This is a genomic window from Oscillospiraceae bacterium CM (assembly GCA_022870705.1).
Classification (GTDB): domain Bacteria; phylum Bacillota; class Clostridia; order Oscillospirales; family Oscillospiraceae; genus Sporobacter.
In genome coordinates this window covers 2,037,453-2,057,123 of sequence record CP072107.1, presented here as the reverse complement: position 1 = coordinate 2,057,123, position 19,671 = coordinate 2,037,453, and the positions used below count along the sequence as shown (strand labels likewise).

Annotated in this window: 19 protein-coding genes; 9 read left to right on the top strand and 10 right to left on the bottom strand. The window is 54.9% G+C overall.

Going from position 1 to position 19,671, the window contains the following annotated elements; genetic code table 11:
- Window positions 1–5: 5 nt before the first annotated feature.
- The 7 genes from IZU99_10125 to IZU99_10095 all read right to left on the bottom strand — a co-directional run bounded on the left by IZU99_10125 (window position 6) and on the right by IZU99_10095 (window position 6,874).
- Window positions 6–1,148 carry a 1-deoxy-D-xylulose-5-phosphate reductoisomerase gene (locus tag IZU99_10125; GenBank protein ID UOO37587.1) on the bottom strand — a complete coding sequence of 381 codons (1,143 nt, stop codon included), beginning with the start codon at window positions 1,146–1,148 and terminating at the stop codon, window positions 6–8.
- Window positions 1,149–1,238: 90 nt separating this feature from the next.
- On the bottom strand, window positions 1,239–2,057 hold the full coding sequence (locus tag IZU99_10120) for a phosphatidate cytidylyltransferase (protein ID UOO37586.1): 819 nt from the start codon (window positions 2,055–2,057) through the stop codon (window positions 1,239–1,241).
- Window positions 2,054–2,806, bottom strand: coding sequence for an isoprenyl transferase (locus tag IZU99_10115; protein UOO37585.1), 753 nt, complete (start codon window positions 2,804–2,806; stop codon window positions 2,054–2,056). Before IZU99_10115 ends, IZU99_10120 begins: the two co-directional genes overlap by 4 nt.
- Before the next feature lie 35 nt (window positions 2,807–2,841).
- A complete protein-coding gene (frr, locus tag IZU99_10110; protein ID UOO37584.1) occupies window positions 2,842–3,387 on the bottom strand; it encodes a ribosome recycling factor in 546 nt (181 codons plus the stop codon).
- A 21-nt stretch (window positions 3,388–3,408) separates the two neighbouring features.
- Complete coding sequence (locus IZU99_10105; protein ID UOO37583.1) at window positions 3,409–4,128, bottom strand: UMP kinase; 720 nt, start codon at window positions 4,126–4,128, stop codon at window positions 3,409–3,411.
- A gap of 209 nt (window positions 4,129–4,337) precedes the next feature.
- Window positions 4,338–5,015, bottom strand: a complete 678-nt coding sequence (locus tag IZU99_10100) for a M23 family metallopeptidase (protein ID UOO38813.1) — start codon at window positions 5,013–5,015, stop codon at window positions 4,338–4,340.
- A gap of 191 nt (window positions 5,016–5,206) precedes the next feature.
- The gene (locus IZU99_10095; GenBank protein UOO37582.1) at window positions 5,207–6,874 is read right to left on the bottom strand and encodes a glutamine--tRNA ligase/YqeY domain fusion protein; all 1,668 of its coding nucleotides are present in this window, start codon (window positions 6,872–6,874) and stop codon (window positions 5,207–5,209) included.
- A 196-nt stretch (window positions 6,875–7,070) separates the two neighbouring features.
- Here IZU99_10095 and IZU99_10090 point away from each other — a divergent pair, with 196 nt between their 5' ends.
- The 9 genes from IZU99_10090 to IZU99_10050 all read left to right on the top strand — a co-directional run bounded on the left by IZU99_10090 (window position 7,071) and on the right by IZU99_10050 (window position 15,343).
- Window positions 7,071–7,871 (top strand): NAD(P)/FAD-dependent oxidoreductase, encoded by an 801-nt coding sequence (locus tag IZU99_10090; GenBank protein UOO37581.1) that lies wholly within the window; start codon window positions 7,071–7,073, stop codon window positions 7,869–7,871.
- A gap of 56 nt (window positions 7,872–7,927) precedes the next feature.
- Window positions 7,928–8,281, top strand: coding sequence for a thioredoxin (gene trxA / locus IZU99_10085; GenBank protein UOO37580.1), 354 nt, complete (start codon window positions 7,928–7,930; stop codon window positions 8,279–8,281).
- Between the two features lie 415 nt (window positions 8,282–8,696).
- Entirely contained in the window at window positions 8,697–11,315 is a 2,619-nt protein-coding gene (locus tag IZU99_10080) for a valine--tRNA ligase (GenBank protein UOO37579.1), read from the top strand.
- A 124-nt stretch (window positions 11,316–11,439) separates the two neighbouring features.
- Window positions 11,440–11,763, top strand: coding sequence for an anti-sigma factor antagonist (locus tag IZU99_10075; GenBank protein ID UOO37578.1), 324 nt, complete (start codon window positions 11,440–11,442; stop codon window positions 11,761–11,763).
- Between the two features lie 5 nt (window positions 11,764–11,768).
- Entirely contained in the window at window positions 11,769–12,209 is a 441-nt protein-coding gene (locus IZU99_10070; GenBank protein UOO37577.1) for an anti-sigma F factor, read from the top strand.
- Window positions 12,206–12,916 (top strand): sigma-70 family RNA polymerase sigma factor, encoded by a 711-nt coding sequence (locus IZU99_10065; GenBank protein ID UOO37576.1) that lies wholly within the window; start codon window positions 12,206–12,208, stop codon window positions 12,914–12,916. The genes IZU99_10070 and IZU99_10065 overlap by 4 nt, the downstream gene beginning before the upstream one ends.
- Window positions 12,917–13,092: 176 nt before the next feature.
- Window positions 13,093–13,536 carry a DUF2975 domain-containing protein gene (locus IZU99_10060; GenBank protein ID UOO37575.1) on the top strand — a complete coding sequence of 148 codons (444 nt, stop codon included), beginning with the start codon at window positions 13,093–13,095 and terminating at the stop codon, window positions 13,534–13,536.
- A gap of 10 nt (window positions 13,537–13,546) precedes the next feature.
- The gene (locus IZU99_10055; GenBank protein ID UOO37574.1) at window positions 13,547–13,756 is read left to right on the top strand and encodes a helix-turn-helix transcriptional regulator; all 210 of its coding nucleotides are present in this window, start codon (window positions 13,547–13,549) and stop codon (window positions 13,754–13,756) included.
- Window positions 13,757–15,343, top strand: a complete 1,587-nt coding sequence (locus IZU99_10050; GenBank protein ID UOO37573.1) for a DUF4173 domain-containing protein — start codon at window positions 13,757–13,759, stop codon at window positions 15,341–15,343. It begins immediately after the preceding gene.
- Between the two features lie 103 nt (window positions 15,344–15,446).
- On the opposite strand, the gene IZU99_10045 is transcribed toward IZU99_10050, so the two are convergent.
- The 3 genes from IZU99_10045 to IZU99_10035 form a co-directional block, all read right to left on the bottom strand.
- Window positions 15,447–16,106, bottom strand: a complete 660-nt coding sequence (locus IZU99_10045) for a DUF2461 domain-containing protein (GenBank protein ID UOO37572.1) — start codon at window positions 16,104–16,106, stop codon at window positions 15,447–15,449.
- Between the two features lie 61 nt (window positions 16,107–16,167).
- Window positions 16,168–17,064, bottom strand: coding sequence for a DMT family transporter (locus IZU99_10040; protein UOO37571.1), 897 nt, complete (start codon window positions 17,062–17,064; stop codon window positions 16,168–16,170).
- 47 nt (window positions 17,065–17,111) lie between these two features.
- Window positions 17,112–19,547, bottom strand: coding sequence for a UvrD-helicase domain-containing protein (locus tag IZU99_10035; protein ID UOO37570.1), 2,436 nt, complete (start codon window positions 19,545–19,547; stop codon window positions 17,112–17,114).
- Window positions 19,548–19,671 lie beyond the last annotated feature (124 nt).

Sequence of the window (19,671 nt, the reverse complement as noted above, 5' to 3'; positions counted from 1 at the left end):
GACACTCAGGGATGCAGCCGAAAGACATATCGACGTGCTTCCTGGTCGGATTTAATAATGTCGTCTACGGACGGATTTTCAATGTTTTTTATCGTGTCCAGCGCGGCCGAGACACATTCATAGATACCGTAAAAAGAAATTTTGCCGTTTAGAAAAAGCGAAACGGCGGCTTCGTTGGCGGCGTTCATGACGGCGCAGGCCGTGCCGCTCCTTGACGCCGTGTCCATCGCGAGCTTTAGGCAAGGGAAAACGACTATGTCCGGCTTTTCAAATGTCAGTGACGCGACGGCGACGAGATCTAACGGCGCGGTCAGTGACGCCCGGCGCTCCGGATACGTCAGCGCGTATTGAATCGGCAGGCACATATCAGGGACGGACAGCTGTGCCAACACGGACCGGTCCTCAAACTCGACCATGGAATGGATGACGCTTTGCGGGTGGACAACGATGTCGAGCTGGTCCGGCGCTGCGCCGAACAGGTGCATCGCCTCGATGTATTCAAGGCCCTTATTCATCAGTGTTGCCGAATCGACAGTGATTTTGGGTCCCATCCGCCAGTTCGGATGCGAAAGCGCCTCGCGGCACGTGACGTGCCTCAAAGCATCGGCTGATTTACCGCGAAAGGGCCCGCCTGAGGCTGTTAATATGATTTTTTTGAATGTCTTCGAGCCGGAGAGACACTGAAAAATTGCCGAATGCTCCGAGTCGACAGGGATAATTTCTGCCTGGCATCGCGCCGCCGTTTGCATAACATATTCGCCCGCGCAGACGAGCGTCTCCTTGTTTGCCAAGGCGATGCGCTTTCCTTTTTCAGCGGCCGCCAGTGTCGGTTTTAACCCGACGGTGCCGACGACGGCCGTAACAACGGCGTCTGCTTCCTCAATAACAGCAGCCTGAATTAGCCCCTCCAGACCGGACACGACCCGGACAGGTGTGTCAGCCAGGCGCACACGCATGTCACAGGCAGCGCGCTCGTCATAAACGGCAACGAGGGCGGGCTTAAAGCGCCTGACCTGCTCCTCCAGTAGCGGCGTCCCGCGGGAAGCCGCCAGCGCCGAAACGCGGATGCCAAGCAGCTCGGAGACCTCCAGCGTTTGGCGGCCGATGGAGCCGGTGGAGCCTAATAGTGATACAGCATGAATTCTCACGGAAAAGACCTCTTTACGCGCACGTGCCTTAATAGTGTATTCAACAGCGGCCCCCAGACATGTATTCTCTGGATAAATGTTTGTCGTTCGTCAAAAAGCTGGGAACAGCTTAGCGAGCATAAAAACGGCGGGCGCGGCGAAAATCATACTGTCAAAGCGGTCGAGCATACCACCGTGCCCCGGAATCAGGTTGGAGTAGTCTTTAACGCCAAACTCCCTTTTGATCAGCGAGAAGGCCAAATCGCCAAGCTCCGTCACTACGCCGCCGCCGAGGCCGTAGAGGATCAGCGCCCAGAACCGGACGGCAATGCCCTGCGAGAGCCCGACGATGGCGCCGAAGACGACGAGTGCGGCAACACCTGTCAAAATGCCGCCGATACAGCCTTCCACCGTTTTCTTCGGGCTGACGGACGGAAAAGCCTTGTGTTTGCCGAAAAAGACGCCTGTAAAATAAGCCCCTCCGTCCGTAATAAAGGCGACGAGAAAGGGCACGAGCACATAAAACCGGCCGTTTTCAAAGAGCTTTAAACTGATGATAGCCGACAGGAAGTATGGGATGACGACGCCGCCAAATAAAACGGCGGCAATGTGCGACAGGGCGATTCTGTGTACCGAGGTGGATGTTATAACAGCGTCGGCAAACAAAACGACGATGACAGCATAGAGAAGGACGCGGAAAAAAATACTGCCCGTTCCAAATAAAACAGCAACGGGAATTATAGCCGCTGCTATCCCCGCGTACACATACAGCCGCCTGACGGTGGACGCGCCGACAGCCCGGACGAGCTCAAACGACGCAACGACGGTGATGATCGTGACAAGAATCGTGACGGCGTACGGCGGCAGGAAAAAGAGTGTGACAAAAATGAGCGGGACAAAAATGGCGGCAATTAGAATTCTTGTTTTCATTTTTCCCGTCCTTTCACGCCCCCGTAACGACGGTCGCGGCTTTGGTAGGAGACGATGGCGCGGTCGAGCTCCCGCTCGCTAAAATCCGGCCATAAAACATCTGTAAAATAAAATTCGGAATAAGCCGACTGCCATAACAGAAAATTCGACAGACGCATTTCCCCGCTCGGCCGGATGATAAGGTCTGGGTCGGGAAGGCCTTGAGAAAACAAATAGCTCGAAAAACGCTCTTCCGTCAGGGCAGCGCCTGTTTCTTTGTAATCCTCGGCGTAGCGGCGGGCAGCGCGCAGAATCTCATCCCTGCCGCCATAGTTGACGCACATATTGACTTGCACGCCGTCAAACTTGGCTGAAATTTTTTCCGTTTGATCAATCAGCAGACGGATTTTATCCGATAAAAACGAAATGTCACCGAAAAATTTCATTTTGACGCGGTCGCGCTCCATTGTCTCGATGGCTTCCTTGAGATAGCGCTCTAGGATATCCATAATGGCGGCGACTTCGTCTGTCGGGCGGCGCCAGTTCTCGGTTGAAAAGGCATACACCGTCAGATACTCAATGCCGATGTTTTTACAGTAGGTGGCAATGCGGCGGAACGTTTCCGCCCCGGCGGCATGACCGGCCGTGCGCGGCAGCCCGCGCTTTTTGGCCCAACGGCCGTTGCCGTCCATGATTACCGCAATATGGCGGGGGAGCCTTGACTGATCCGGCTGCCCCGCCTTTCCGGTTCTTTTGTTAAATAGTTTCATAGCCAATCTGTTACTCCGATAGGCGCGCGAGCGGACTAAATATCGCTAAGCTCCTTTTCCTTCTTGTCGGCGAGCTTATCAATTTCCTTCGCGTATTCGTCCGTCAGCTTTTGCAGGTCCTTTTCAATGTCTTTTAAATCATCCTCTGTGATTTCGGACTTCTTCTTCTGCGCCTTAAAAACCTCCAGCGCGTCCCGGCGGATGTTGCGGATGGCGACCTTGGCTTCCTCGGCGTACTTGCTGACCTGCCGGACAAGCTCGCGGCGGCGCTCCTCGGTCAGCTGCGGGAAAAGAAGGCGGACGACGCGGCCGTCATTAGTCGGGTTAATTCCAAGGTCGGACGTTTGAATGGCCTTTTCAATCGCCTTCAGACTAGAGGCGTCCCACGGCTGTATGACAAGCGTTCTCGGGTCGGGCGAAGAAACCGAGGCAATCTGCTGAATCGGCGTCGGTGCACCGTAATAATCAACCTTGATGTGGTCGAGAACAGACGCGTTGGCGCGGCCTGCGCGGACAGACGTAAACTGTGCGTGCAGCACGTCAACCGTTTTCTTCATTTTATTTTCATATTCCGTAAACATAATCCTACCTCCAGTTGTTTTTCAGCCGACGACGGTGCCGATTTTTTCACCGAGAATGACGCGGAGAATATTTTCCGGATCCTTCAAGGCGAAGAGGATGACGGGGATGTGATTGTCCATAGACAGGGAGGTCGCCGTTGAATCCATAACAGTTAGCTTTTTGGCGAGCACGTCGTCGTATGAAATGGTATCGAACTTGACGGCCGTCGGATCTGTCTTCGGGTCGGCGCTGTACACGCCGTCAATGTTTTTTGCCAGCAGGATGACATCGGCGTCAATTTCCGCCGCGCGTAAAACGGCGGCCGTGTCGGTCGAGAAGTACGGGCAGCCTGTGCCGCAGCCGAAGATGACGACGCGCCCGTTTTTCAGGTGTTTGTCGGCTTTGAGCCGGATGTACGGCTCGGCGACCGCCTTAATTTCCAGCGCCGTCTGAACGCGGACAGGAACATCCATCTGCTCCAAGACGTCGGCCAGTGCCAGACAGTTCATGACGGTTGCCATCATGCCCATATGGTCGGCTCGCGTGCGTTCAATTTTGCCGCTGCCGTCCTTCGTGCCGCGCCAGAAGTTGCCGCCACCGACGACGATACCGATCTCAACGCCCATATCCACGCATTTTTTAATGACTCTGCAGACGCTTTTGATCACGTCAAAATCGAGTCCAGAGTGTTTGTCACCCGACAGCGCCTCTCCGCTGATTTTAAGCAGAACACGCTTGAAGACGGGTTTTTCCGCAGTCATCGGCGCACCTCCAAGAAGCTTTTCCCATGTATTTTAATATATTTAAGGGTAAATTGGAAGAGCTAACTGAAATTTGTTTCCGTGCGGCTTCGACCGGCGGCGGCCGAAATCGTCATAGCGGCAGCACTTCTGATAAGAAACAAATCCCGTTTTTTTCGCCCTGCGAAAAAAACGGGAAATGGCATGAGATTTAAATAGGATGGTGCCAGTTATTTTTTCGGCAAATATTCAAGCGGGTTTGTCGGGTTGCCGTCTTTCAGCATGGCAAAGTGGAGGTGTGACGGCTGGCTCGACTCGCCGATGGCCGTATCGCCGACGGCACCGAGAACAGCCCCCATGGCAACTTTATCGCCTTTTTTAACGACAGGTGTTTTTGCGAGGTTTGCGTAAATGCTCTTGAGCCCATTGCCGTGGTCGATGATAACGGTCGTGCCAAGCAGATCGTCCAGTTTCACGTCAACAACGGTCCCGTCGGCAACGGCCAGCACTTTCGTGCCGATTTGGGAATCAATATCGATGCCGTTATGCGTGCGCCAGTCTGCCATTGTTTTGTCGTAGAGGAGGTCATCGACCGAATAGCCGACGTCGATATCACCGACGACGGGCCAGGAAAACGTCAGCTGTTTGGCCATTGCCTCAGCAGATTTCCCGGTTGACGACGGTTTGTTCGTGGTCGATGGCGACGCCGTGGCGGATGGCGAAGCGGTGCTAGGATGATTACCGGTGGGTGACACCATGACCTGCGGGGATGCGTTGGCGGCGGTGTCCTTGCCGGCCTGATCAACCCGGCTGCTTGAAAATAGCAGAATCCATGCAGAGACGCCGATGACGGCGGTACAGATAAAAAGGACGACATAGAAGCCCTTGCCGGCGAGAAAATCGCCGATTCTGCGTGTCAGTGAGAACTTATCTTTCACAACTGATCCTCCCGTAGTTAAAAATTATACCGAAGCGCCGATAAGTATAAAAGTGAAGCGCGTCTGCCGTTATTGTTGACGGCGGACGCGCGCTTTATACCAGATTACGGAATAAATTTTTACAGAAACTACCGGACGAAATTGATTATATAGCAGGGGCGTCATGTTGTCGGTTTAAAGCTGTCCTTCAGGGCAACGGAGCGATTAAAGACAAGCGCATCCGACGTGGAAGCCCGGCTGTCGGCCGTGAAATATCCAAGACGCAAAAATTGAAATGTATCGGGCGCCTTGGCAAGGGCAAGAGACTGTTCGACTTTGCAGCCCTTCAGAACCTCCAGAGAATCCGGATTTAAGCACGTGATAAAGTCTTTATCGCCGCCGTCGGGGTCGGGGTCGGAAAACAGGTTGTCGTATAGGCGCACCTCGGCGTCGGCGGCATCGTGCGCGTTGACCCAGTGAATCGTTCCGCGCACCTTGCGGCCGTCTGGTGTGTTGCCGCCACGCGTTTCAGGGTCATATTCGGCGAGCACTTCGGTCACGTTGCCGTCTTCATCGGTTTGATAACCGGTACACCGGACAATATAGGCGGATTTGAGGCGCACCTCGCCGCCGACGAAGAGCCTGTTGTATTTTTTCGGAGGGTCGACCATAAAGTCGTCCTGCTCAATCCAAAGTGAACGGGAAAATGAAACGCTCCGCGTACCCGCGGAAGGGTCTTCCGGGTTGTTTTCTACAGCAAAGTCCTCGCTGCTGCCGTCCCGGTAATTGACGATAGTCAGCTTAAGCGGGCGGAGCACGGCCATAGCCCGTTTGGCGTTTTGGTTGAGGTCTTCGCGCAGGCAGTGCTCCAAAAAGCCGAACTCAACCGTGCTGGGGGCTTTCGCCACGCCGATGCGCTCGCAGAAATTGCGGATGGACGCCGGCGTATAACCGCGCCGGCGCAGGCCACAGATCGTCGGCATCCTCGGATCGTCCCACCCGTCGACATAGCCCTCTTCAACGAGGCGTCGCAGCTTACGCTTGCTCATGACGGTATAGTTGATGCCGAGGCGGGCAAACTCAATCTGACGCGGAGTACTTGGCACGTCCGTATGCTCGATGACCCAGTCGTAAAGAGGCCTGTGATCCTCGTATTCCAGCGAACACAGCGAGTGCGTGATACCCTCCAGAGCATCCTGAATCGGGTGCGCGAAATCATACATCGGATAAACGCACCATTTATCACCCTGACGGTGGTGGTGCGCGTAGCGGATGCGGTATAAAACAGGGTCGCGCATATTGAAATTGCCGCTCGCCAGGTCAATTTTGGCCCGCAGCGTCATCTCGCCCTCTTTAAACGCACCGTTTTTCATGCGTCCGAACAGCTCAAGGCTTTCGGCGACCGGCCTGTCCCGAAAAGGGCTCGTCGCGGGGACGCCGACATCGCCGCGACGCTCTTTAAATTCCTCCGGGGAGAGCTGGCAGACGTAAGCAAGGCCTTTTTGAATCAGGCCGACGGCCAGCGCATACGTTTTTTCAAAGTAGTCGCTGCCGTAAAAAAAGCGGTCGCCCCAGGAAAAGCCGAGCCAGCGGATATCCGCCTGAATGGCGTCGACAAATTCCTCGTCTTCCTTGACGGGATTCGTGTCGTCCATGCGCAGGTTGCACAGGCCGCCGTACCGCTCGGCTGTGCCGAAATCAATTGTCATGGCTTTGCAGTGGCCAATGTGCAGGTAACCGTTCGGTTCCGGCGGAAAGCGCGTATGAACTGGTTTTCCCGCGAAGCGGCCGCCAGGGGCAATATCCTCGTCGATAAATGCATGAATAAAATTTTTGGATGCTTCTTCCATGTGCCATTCAACTCCAAGCTTGTCTCATAAATGAATATTATAAACGATTTGTGTGGTATTTACAATGATGGTATGTTAAAATTACCCTAACAACGGGCACGGCCTTGACCCTTTAAGAATGCGCTGCTGCCCGCCAGCGAATTTGCATTTAACGCTTGGTTCATGAACCGGATTATATAGAAAACGGGGGTATCACATGTTTGACATCATCATCGTCGGCAACGGGCCTGCCGGCCTCTCGGCCGCCATCACGGCCCGTATGCGTGATAAAAGCGTTGCCGTCATTTCCAATAACAGAACGGAAAGCGGCCTTTATAAGGCCGTTGAAATCGGCAATTATCCGGGCATGCCAGGCATTTCCGGCATGGAGCTCTCGGGCAAGCTGTCGATGCATGCCTCAGGCATGGGGGCCGAGCTCATCGGCGGCCGCGTGACAACGATTCTGCCGCTTGGCGCGGAAATTTCGGTTGCTTACGGCTCCGAGGCCGTCTCCTGCAAGAGCCTCGTCCTAGCGACCGGCGTCGTGCAGACAGCAGTATTCCCGGGCGAAACGGCACTGCTTGGCAGCGGTGTGTCTTATTGCGCGACGTGCGACGGTATGCTTTTCAAAGGGAAAAAGGTCGCCGTCGTCTGCCTGTCGCCCGAGGCAGAGCACGAGGCGGATTTTCTGGAATCCATCGGCTGCCTTGTCACGCGCTTTAAAACGAAAAACGTTGTCGTTAACGGCAGCGGCAAGGTGACCTCCATCACGGCGGACGGGGAGGAGATTCCTTGCGACGGCGTTTTCATTCTCCGCGCAACCATCGCGCCGGATTCCCTCCTGCCGGGGCTTGAGACGGAAAAAGGTCATATTAAGGTCGACCGCGCGATGCGTACGAATATCCCCGGCGTCTTTGCGGCAGGAGATTGCACCGGAACGCCGTATCAGGTGGCCAAGGCCGTCGGCGAGGGGCAGGTTGCCGTCTTGTCGGCGATTGACTATCTCGCAAAAAAATAAAGAGTGGGCGCGCGCTTACGCAGCGCGGCTGTACGAATATCGGAAGGAGTTTTATTATGGAGATTCTGCATCTGACTCAAAAGACGTTTCAGGAAACAGTGGCAGAAGGAACTGTTCTTGTTGATTTCTGGGCCGGTTGGTGCCTGCCGTGCAAAATGCTGGCCCCCGTGCTGGAAGAGCTTGCCGCCGCGTTTGACAATGTTCGGGTTGCCAAGGTCGACGTGGATGCAGAGGGCATTTTAGCGCTTGAATACGGTGTGATGAGCATCCCGACTGTTGTGATGTTTCAGGATGGGCAGGAGGTTAGGCGGTTTGTCGGCGTCCAGCCGAAAGATGTGTTTATTGAAGCGCTCTCGCCGGATACCGAACCTGCCGACCCGGAGGACACCAACGAAGGGGAAGAGGAATAACACGCCCATTGACAATGCTTGCAGACTGTGCTACGCTCTAAAAATTAAATGAAACTCGTTAAAAGCTGTGATGAAGAGGGTCTGATTTCGAAGCTTCAGAGAAGCCCGCAAGAGAGCTTATTGTTCTTGATGGTGAGAGCGGGCAGCAGAGGATCACGGACTTGTCCCTTCTGAGCTGGAGCGCAGAACAAGCCAAATGCCGGACAGTATTTGGCTTCAGTAGAGCCTCCCGCAGATGCCGCGTTATGGCAGCTGACTTATGTTCAGTCCTAAAGAGTGGTCGTGGTCTTTTGAGGCCTTGGCAATTTGAGTGGTACCGCGGGTCTTTCTGCCCGTCTCAAAGCACAGCTTTGAGACGGGCTTTCTATATCTGAAAAACTATGTAATTCGGCGCCAAAAGCGCGTGGAGGTTCTTATGAAAAAAGAATTACCGAAGGTGTATGAACCCGGCGACGTGGAAAAAAATATCTATCAGATGTGGATGGACGGGGGTTATTTCAAGGGCGTCATCGACCCCGAGAAAGAGCCGTTCACCATTGTTATCCCACCGCCGAACGTCACGGGCCAGCTCCATCTTGGCCATGCCTTTGACGAGACGCTGCAGGACGTTCTCATCCGTTATAAGCGCATGCAGGGGTTTGCCGCCCTGTGGCTGCCGGGCACGGATCACGCCGGTATCGCCACGCAGATCAAGGTAGAGGAGGAGCTCCGGCATGAGGGCCTCACCCGGTATGATTTGGGGCGCGAGAAGTTTTTAGAGCGCGTCTGGGCGTGGAAAAACAAATATGGCAGCCGGATCGTTGAGCAGCTCAAGACGCTTGGGTCGTCCTGCGACTGGGACAGAGAGCGCTTTACGATGGATGAAGGCTGCTCTCGCGCCGTCCGTGAGGTCTTCGTCTCCCTTTACGAAAAGGGGCTAATCTATAAAGGCAACCGCATCATCAACTGGTGCCCGCAGTGCACGACGGCGCTGTCCGACGCCGAGGTGGAGCACGCCGAAAAGGCGGGCTATTTCTGGCATATCAAATACCCCGTCAAGGATTCGGACGAATTTGTGATCGTTGCGACAACACGGCCGGAGACGATGCTGGGTGATACGGGCGTTGCCGTTCACCCGGCGGATGAGCGCTATCAGCACCTTATTGGCAAAACGGTGATTCTGCCGCTCATGAACCGGGAAATCCGCGTTGTCGCCGACGACTATGTCGACCGCGAATTCGGCACCGGCTGCGTTAAGATGACGCCTTGCCACGACCCGAATGACTTTGAGGTGGGCCAACGCCACAATTTAGAGCAGATCCTCGTTCTTGATGAGAACGCCAGGGTTATTAACGGCGGGAAATATAACGGGCTTGACCGCTATGAAGCGCGCAAAGAGATTGTTAAAGACCTCGACGCGCTCGGCTTGCTCGTTAAGACAGAAGAGCACACCCACAGCGTCGGTGCGTGCTATCGCTGTGGCACGACGGTGGAGCCGATCACGTCCCCCCAATGGTTTGTGAAGATGGAGCCACTCGCGAAAGAGGCGCTAGACGTTGTGGAGGACGGGCGGATCAAATTTGTCCCCGACCGTTTTGTGAAGATTTATCACAACTGGATGACGAACGCGCACGACTGGTGCATCTCGCGCCAGCTTTGGTGGGGCCATCAGATTCCCGCCTGGTATTGCGCCGACTGCGGCCACACGAGCGTCAGCCGGGAAGACCCCGTTGCCTGTGAAAAGTGCCACAGCAAAAATATCACACGAGACGAGGATGTCTTAGACACGTGGTTTTCGTCCGCGCTCTGGCCGTTTTCAACGCTCGGCTGGCCTGACAAGACGCCGGAGCTTGACTATTTCTACCCGACGAGCGTCCTCGTCACGGGCTACGATATTATCTTCTTCTGGGTTGCCCGCATGATCTTTTCCGGCATGGAGCACATGAAAAAAGAGCCGTTTAAAACAGTTTTATTCCACGGCCTCATCCGTGACGCCGAGGGGCGCAAAATGTCCAAATCACTCGGCAACGGCGTTGACCCGATTGAGATCATCAACGCCTACGGGGCGGACGCACTGCGCTTTAACATTATCACCGGCAATTCGCCCGGAAACGATATGCGCTTTTACCCGGAGCGCTGCGAGGCCATGCGCAACTTCGCCAATAAAATCTGGAACGCCAGCCGGTTTGTGATGATGAACCTCACTATTGAGCAAAACGCCCTTCCGGATAAGCTGGAGCTGGAGGATCGCTGGATTCTCTCCAAGCTTAACGCGCTTGCCGGTGCCGTGACGGACAATCTTGACAAATTTGAGCTCGGTATCGCCGCCGCCAAAATTTACGATTTTATTTGGGACAGCTACTGCGACTGGTATATCGAGCTGACAAAGCCGCGTTTAAGCGGCGATGACGAAGCGGCGAAAATCGGCGCGCAGCAGGTCCTCCTCTACGTCCTCACGGAAACGCTGAAGCTCCTGCATCCCTTTATGCCGTTTATCACCGAGGCGATTTGGCAGGCGCTGCCGCATGAGGGCGAGGCGCTCATGATTGAGAAATTCCCGGAATTGACGGAAAAGCTGGCCTTCCCGGAGGACGAGGCGAATTTTGAAATCATCATGGCGGCAATCCGCGCCGTCCGTGTTCGCCGCTCGGAGATGAACGTGCCGCCGTCCAAAAGGCCGCATCTTTATATCGTTACCGACAAAACGGCTATTTTTGAGGCTGGGCGCGTCTACCTGTCGAAGCTTGCCTATGCGGGAGAACTCAGCATTTCAAATACGCCGCCGACGACAACGGACGGTCTTGTGGCCGTCGTTACAAACGACGCCAAGCTCTTTATGCCGCTTGATGAGCTCGTTGACCTCCAAAAGGAGCGCGAGCGGATTGAAAAGGAGCTCAAAAAAGCGCAGGACGATCTTCAAAAAACAGAAGCCAAGCTGAATAACCAAGGCTTTGTCGCCAAAGCGCCGGAAGCCGTCGTGGGCGCCGAGCGCGAACGCGTGGAAAAGCTCAAGGCCCTCATCGACAATCTGCACGAGAGCCTGAAAGGGCTGTAAACACAGCCGGATTCGACACAATACGCAGGAAAGTTCAGATAAAATACCCGTGTACAAGATGTACACGGGTATTTTTATTTTCTCCGGCCGACAGTCGGCAAAAAATCATCGAGGAGGGGAAAGGATGACAATCGGCACATCGATTGACGGCGGACAGCTGACGATTTTTCTCAATGGTGAGCTCGACCACCACGCCGCCAGAAAAGCCATTGCCGTAATAGAAGAAAAGATCGACACGCAGCTGCCGCGTGAAACCATTCTGGACTTTCGGGGGCTGACGTTTATGGATTCATCCGGCATTGCCATTGTCTTAAAAACGTACCGCCGTATGCAGGAGCTCGGCGGAAAAGTCCGCGTTGAAAATGTGAGCAACCAGCCGCGGCGCGTGCTTGACGCGGCCGGGGTCGAACGTATCGTCAAAATAACCGCGCTGACGAAGGAGGTCTAATACATATGACAGAGACTAACGGTTTTAAAATGGAGTTTTTAAGCCGATCAACGAATGAGGGCTTCGCGCGGACGGTCATGGCCTGCTTTGCCTCACAGCTCGATCCGACGCTGGAGGAATTAGGGGATATCAAAACGGCCGTCAGCGAGGCGGTTACAAACAGCATCGTGCATGCTTATCCGAACACACTTGGACGCATTCAGCTGCGTGCGCGCCTTTTTGACGATGACTGGATTGAAATCACGGTTCGTGACTGGGGCTGCGGCATCGACGATGTGAAGCGCGCCCGGTCGCCGATGTTCACAACGGGCGGCGACGAGCGCAGCGGCATGGGCTTTACCATTATGGAAAGCTTTATGGACAAGCTGCGCGTCCGCTCAAAGCCCGGGCGTGGAACGACCGTCGTCATGCGCCGTAACATCTCGGTGCGGATGAGCGAAAAATGATGGAACAGGCCACGCTCTGCCGCCTCTTGGCTGCCAAACAAGGGGACCGCGACGCTGCCGATGAAATGGTGTCGCTCAATTCCGGACTCATCTGGAGTGTCGCGCGGCGGTACTTCGGGCGTGGCGTCGACCCGGACGACCTCTACCAGTTGGGCTGTGTCGGCTTTCTGAAGGCGGTGGCCGGATTTGACCCCGAATACGGCACGCAGTTTTCAACGTATGCCGTCCCAAAGATCGCCGGGGAGATCCGGCGCTTTTTGCGTGACGACGGCAGCATCAAGGTCAGCCGCACCATTAAGGAGCGGGCGCATGTCATCCACAGCGCGAAGAGCCACTTAGAGCAAAAGCTCGGCCGGGAGCCGACGCTGTCAGAGCTGTCGGCGGAAACCGGCGTGACGATTGAGGATATCGCCGTCGCCGAGACGGCTGTCGGCGCGCCGGAGTCGCTGCAGCGGGAGACAGGGGATGATGGCTTCACACTGGAAAACATCCTCGGCGACTGGTGCCAGGAGGAGCATTTGATTGAGCGCGTGGCGCTGCGCGAGGCCATTGCTGCGCTGCCGGAGAAGGAACAGATGGTTATTCGCCTGCGCTATTACCGCGGCATGACGCAGGAGTCTGCCGCCCGCATCTTAAAAGTGTCGCAGGTGCAGGTCTCGCGGCTGGAGCGCCGCGCCGTTGAGCAGCTGCGATACCTGCTGAGATAGCGGGTGCTGCGGCAGGCGTTCACCAAAAATAACCTGAGAATGACAGGGCATCCTAAAGCCTGCCGTCTCAGGCTGTTTATTTTCATAAAAAATATCGATTATCGATAAAATACTATTGCAAAACAATATGACGTCTGTTATACTGCGGGTGAAAATACGGATTAGGAGGCCATACGATGTGGAATGACGACCGGTCGCTTCTTTTAAGCCGGGTCTGTGTAACTGTCTTCTTGATTGTTCTAGCGGCAACGGCCGTTTTTGCGCCGTGGCTTGTAGCGAGAACGTTTGGGAATACAGATATGGCAGGTTCGGAGACACTCGTATTAATCACGGTCTATACAGGCTGCATTCCCGCCGCTTTTTTGCTGACAAGGCTATATATTCTCCTGCGCCGGATTGCGCAGGGCGAGGTTTTTGTCCCGCAAAACGTTGAGGCACTGCGGCACATCTCGTGGTGTTGTTTTGCCGGGGCTATCATCTGCGCCGTCTCTGTCATCTATTATATGCCGTGGGTCTTTGTCGCCGTAGCCGCCGGTTTTGTCGGTCTCATCGTCCGCGTCGTGAAAAACGTTTTCGCGCGGGCGGTTGCCCTGCAGGATGACGCCGACCACACCATTTAGGGGGCAGACGATGGCGATAGTAATTAACCTTGACGTCATGATGGCCCGGCGGAAAATCTCCTCCGGCGAGCTTGCCGAAAAAATCGGTTTAAGCCAGGCCAATCTGTCAATTCTCAAAACAGGAAAGGCACGGGCGATCCGTTTTTCAACGCTGGAAGCCCTCTGCCGGGCGCTGGACTGCCAGCCCGGCGACATTTTGGAATACAGGGAGGAAGCATAGATGACTGATTTACCGAATGGGGCGAGCAGTTCGCCCGAGTCCGTACCGGGCGGGAGTCTGCCCTCTTATGCCGGGCTTGTTCCAGCCCCCTTTCAGGCGTCGCGCCGGGACGGCATATTTGCGCTCGTTGCGTTTGTTCTCGGTTATTTCTTCTGCCGCTGGGTGCTGGTGTCGACACAGGGGTGGGGGACGGCCGTTTTCACTGTCGCTTTCCTGGCAACGGTCACGACGTATCTTTTTGCGAAAGGCGCACGGATGAGCGGTGAAGCGTGGTTTTGGTTCGGCGTGACGCTTCTCGTCGGCCTCAGCTTTGCCGTCTGGGATGACGTTGGTCTTCTGCCGCTGAAAAACATGTTTTTATTCTGCGCCGCTGTATACTGGGTTATGGCCGCTACGCAAACACAAATGGCCGGGAGAACAAACAATTTTCTGCTGCTTGATGCCCTGAGTGTCGTTTTTATCGTTCCCTTCAGCAACTTTATAAACCAGTATAGAAGTCTTGGGGCGTTGAGCCGTGGGCGGGAGCCAAAAAAAAGAATGGGCCAGTCAATTGCCTTGGGGATCGTCCTATCTGCTGTCGTTATTCTGTTTGTAACGCCACAGCTTTTAACAGCTGACAGCGGTGGTTTTTCGCACCTGCTGCGCCGCTTTATCGGCTTGTTCCGATTCGATTTTTCAAAGCTCGTCGAATTTCTTTTGTACGCCTTCCTCGCCATCCCGACGGCGGCCTATCTGTTCGGGCTTGTGTCGGGCTGTGCCGCCCGGCGGCACACATCGTCGTTTTCCCCGGAGAAGACGGGTGAAAGCGTCAAGGCTTGCCGTGTTGTCGCGCCGGTGACGATTTTTATTGTTCTGGGCGCGGCGGTTTTACTGTATGGCGTATTCATCGCGTGCCAAGTGCCATACTTCTTTTCGGCATTCTCCGGCGCGCGGCCGGAGGGCTGGCTCTCGTATTCTGACTATGCCCGGCGCGGATTTTTTGAGCTCTGCCGTCTGGCTTTTGTTAATCTTCTGCTTTTAACGGCGGCCAACGTCACAAGCCGCACGCCGCGGCGGGAGAGCCTGCCGCTCAAAATCTTCAACATCCTCCTCGCGCTCATAACACTGCTCCTCATCGCGACGGCCTGGAGCAAGATGGCGCTTTATATCAGTGCCTATGGCCTCACAATGCTGCGGATACTGCCATGCGTGTTCATGGCGCTTCTGGCGATGATCTGTATCGGAATTCTTGTACTGCAGAAATGGCAGTTTTCAATCGTCCGTCTCGCGCTGATTGCCGGTGCCGTCTTGTTCACGGCGCTCTGCATATTAAACGTTGACGGCTATATCACTCGTTATAATACGAATCGTTACCTCGCCGGAACACTGCCGCAGTACAGTGACGCCGTGCTCTATCGCGCCGGGGCGGCGGGCGTTCCTGACGCCGCGCGGGTTTATGAAACAACGGAGGACCCGGTCCTGCGCGGCGCGCTGCAAAACTATCTCCAGGAGCAAAAATCACGCACCGACATGACAGAGGGCACCTTCTGGGAGACGTATCAGGACAAAATAGCGCGGGAAAGACTTCGAACGCTTTATCTGGGGTAAGCGGAAAAACGCCTGATGGTAAAATATCTTTCGCTGCAAAACACCAACTGCCGGGCCATGTGCCCGGCAGTTGCTTTCGATTAATGAAATGCCGAGCCTAGGACTATACATCCCCCTCCAGCGATTGGCAGAATGCATACAGCGGTACAAGCGATTCGAATTCGAGGCAGAGCGTTTTGGCAAACGCCGGGGTGGCGATTGTTTCGTGCCCCTTAAATTCAGCGATGACGGCAAGCGTTTTCCGATTGTACCAATCGGCGAGCAGGCCCGTCTTCTCAGCTTTTTTGCGTCGGTATTCCTCACCGAAAATCTGAAAGTCTTTGTGGCGTTTAAGTGCTGCGGCAATGCGCTCAAATTCGGCGGGGTTTACGTCAAGCCGGTCACGGAATTTCTTCATCGTCGCGGCGGTCGCTGCATAATACCCCATGCCGTACATGTACCCCTCGGGAGAAATTTCGAAAAAGAAGACGGGCATTTCCTGCCAGTTTTCATGGTGCTTTTCCAGAGAAAACCAAAGGCTGTCCTTATAGAATTCACCGGTCTTGACGCGGCGTGCGTCTCTGTATATGCGGGAGATGCGATATGTGAGGTCGAGCCCTGTTTTATCGATCAGATATGACCAGACGTCGTCTGCCAGCGCCTTGAGCGGGGCCTGGATTTCATCATGAAAAACGCCTTTGTTTTCAAGAAACCACGCCCGATTGTTATTCAAGCGGATGCCCCATAAAAATTCCGCTGCTTTTTCCGTAAAACCGGTGAACATGACGCATAATCCTTTCTCATATAGCGTACTGCAAATTTAAATACCAAAATACACGTTTATTTTATTGGCTGTCACGTATTTGCTGCCAACCGGCTTTAAAAAAAGACAGCTTTGTCTCACTGATAATAACGGCTGCAAACGTTAGCATAAAGCCGACGGTCAGCTTGACGGTTAACACTTCGCCGGTAAAGAGGACGGAAGCCGCAGCCCCGAAAACAGCCTCCAGCGCCATGATGACGGACGCTTGTGCCGGTGGCGTATGCTTTTGGCCGAACGTCTGAAGAAACAGGCACAAGGCCGTGCTCACGACCGTCAGAAAAACAAGGCCCCAAACTGTCTCGGCTGAAAGATTGACCGGTGCCGGTTCAAATAGCAGGGCCAGTATCAGCGCAAGCGCCCCGGCAACAGCAAACTGCAGCATTGCCACAAGCACGGTGCTGCGGTTACGCACAGCCGCGCCTGTCACAACGATGTGAACGGCAAAAACGAGCCCGCAGACAAGCGTCAGCCCATCGCCGAGACCGAGGCGGAGACTGCCATCAAGCGAGATGAGACCGCCGCCGACAATGCAGATGGCTGCTGCGGCAATGTTAAAGGCGTGCGGCCGTTTCCGCCTGAAAGCCCAATAGAGAAACGGGACGATGATACAGTAAACGGCCGTCAGAAAGGCGTTTTTACCCGGCGTAGTGAGCGCAAGACCAAACGTTTGAAACGCATAGGCAGCCAGAAGCAAAAGCCCCATGATGACGCCGCTCGTCAGATACCGCTTATCAAGCTTTTTAAAATCGCGCGCAGCGAACGGCAGCATGACAGCGGCAGCGCCCAAAAACCGGATGGCGAGGATAAAAAACGCCCCCATGTGGGTCAGCGTCACGTCCATCAGGACAAATGAGATCCCCCAGATGAGCGTTGCCAGAAACAGCGCGGCCCGCCCGAGTGCTTGATCATGATTTTTCACTGTCATACTCCGTTAGCCGGACAAACAGGAATTAGCCGCTTGTCCGGTCAGACTTTTTTCATATACGCTGACGCCGAGCGCGCCATCAGCCGCTTCGTCCCGCCGTTATCGAAGGCAACCTCCAAAAGGGCGTCGCCGCCAGCCGGTGAAACACTGATAATAAGCCCGCGCCCGAACGCCTTGTGCTCGACACTGTCGCCTTTTTGAAAGGCGGCCACCGGAGCAGCCTGCAGGATACTCGGCGCATAAGGTTTTAGATCCTTCTTTTTGTAGGACGTCGCACCCGATGAGGATGAGCGGCTATATGGGCGCTCTGTGGGTGTTCGTGAACTCTCAAAACCATCGTCGTCAAAGCGATAGCCCATGGAAAATGCGGGTGCTTCCGGCTTGTCAATATGGTCTGAAGAGACCTCCTCAATGAAGCGAGAGGGTTTTCCGGCTGTTGTTTTGCCGAAGATCATGCGCTGACGGGCGCTGGTGAAATAGAGCTTTTTTTTGGCGCGCGTCATCCCGACGTAACACAGGCGGCGCTCCTCCTCCATCTCCTCCGGCTCACCGATGGCGCGAACACCTGGGAAAATGCCCTCCTCAGCCCCGACGATGAACACCGTTTCAAACTCCAAGCCCTTGGCGCTGTGCATCGTCATCATCACGACACTGTCCGCCGTTTTATCATACTGGTCGAGATCTGTGTACAGCGCTATTTCATTGAGAAAGTCCAAGAGCGTACCGCCTTCGGCCTCCCGTAGAAACGTGACGATGTTAGTTTTGAGCTCGCGGACGTTTTCAAGCCGCGTCAAGTTTTCATCCGTCTCCTTCGCCTCCAGCATGCGCACGTAGCCGCTGCGGTCAAGCAGCGCTTCATAAAAGCTGTCGAGCGGGACCGTGTCGGCGAGCGCGCGCAGCTCGTCAATTAGATTAACAAATTGGTGCAGCTTGGGCGCCGCCTTTTGGAGGCTTTCAATGGTTGAGGATGCCTTTAAAACGTCATAGACGGCCAATTGCCGCGTCGCGGCCATTTCGTAAACGGCGTCCAGCGTGACTTGGCCGATGCCGCGGGGCGGGTTGTTGATAATACGCATGAGGCGCAGGTCGTCTGACGTGTTATTCACAACACAGAGATACGCCAGCATGTCCTTCACTTCCGCGCGGTCAAAAAAGCGCGTGCCGCCGACCATGCGGTACGGGACGCCGCTGCGCTTGAAGGCGTACTCGAGCTGGTTTGACTGAGCGTTGAGGCGGTAGAGCACCGCGTGGTCGCTCCATCTGTCGCCCGCGGCAATGTCTGATATAATCGTCGATGTGACGAAGGCGGCCTCCTCGCGCTCGTTGGGCGCGATGTGCAGCGTTACCTTCTCGCCGCTATCCTTCTCCGTCCACAGCTTTTTGCTGTGCCGGCCCTTGTTGTTCCGGATGACGTCGTTGGCGGCGTTTAATATATGGCTCGTCGAACGGTAATTCTGTTCTAATCGAATGACGCGGGCGTTTTTATAATGGCTTTCAAAGCTTAGTATGTTTTCAATCGTCGCGCCGCGGAATTTATAGATGCTCTGGTCATCATCGCCGACGACGCAAATGTTTTCGTGGCCGCCCGCCAAAGCGCGCGCTAAAAGGTACTGGAGGTTATTTGTGTCCTGATACTCGTCAATCAACACATAGCGGAAGCGGCGCTGATAAAACGCCCGCACGTCTTCATGCTCCTGAAGCAGGCGGACAGTCAGGAGAATCAGGTCATCAAAATCGAGGGCGTTGGAGGACTTCATGCGCTGGGCATATTCGAGATATGCCCGCGCGATGTGGCGCTTGCGGATATCACCCGTTTTGTCAGCAGCGGCGGCAAAATCCTCGGCCATAATCATGCTGTCCTTCGCGCGGCTGATTGTATTGAGCACCGTGCGGTACGGATACGTCTTATCGTCCATATTGAGGTCTTTTAAAATCCGCTTCATGAGGGACTGGCTGTCCGACGTGTCGTAAATCGTGAAGGAACGGTCATACCCGAGCCGGTCAATATCGCGCCGCAGAATGCGCACGCACGCGGCGTGAAACGTTAGCGCCCAGATATCGTTTGAGGCATCGCCCAACAGCTTTTCAAGGCGCAGCTTCAGTTCGTCGGCCGCCTTATTTGTAAAAGTAATCGCCAAAAGCCGCCACGGCTCGACCGGTTCAACGGCGCATAACGCCTGTGCCCGCGCACGCTCTTCCGGTATGGGGTTCTTGGCGTACGCTTCTAAAAACGCCGCGTCCTGCTCTGTGACGGCGGGCGGGAGTTCCAGACTATCCGAGCCGCTGCCGTATTGAATCAAATTCGCGATTCTGTTGATCAGAACCGTTGTCTTCCCGCTGCCGGCACCGGCCAGCAGGAGCAAAGGGCCCGCCGTCGTCAAAACGCCGCGGCGCTGCATATCGTTTAAATGCATGAAATCAAGCGCGATCACGTCGCGCCGAGCCGAAATAAAGCGATCTGTCAATGAAGCTGTCATATCTGTCTCCTCAATCAATATACCCGGCCGCTATTATATAACAAGAAGGGCCTGCACGCAATTATGAAGGGCGCGGCTAAGGGCAAACAGATGACCGACGGGAGGTGTAACTCCCGTCGGTCAA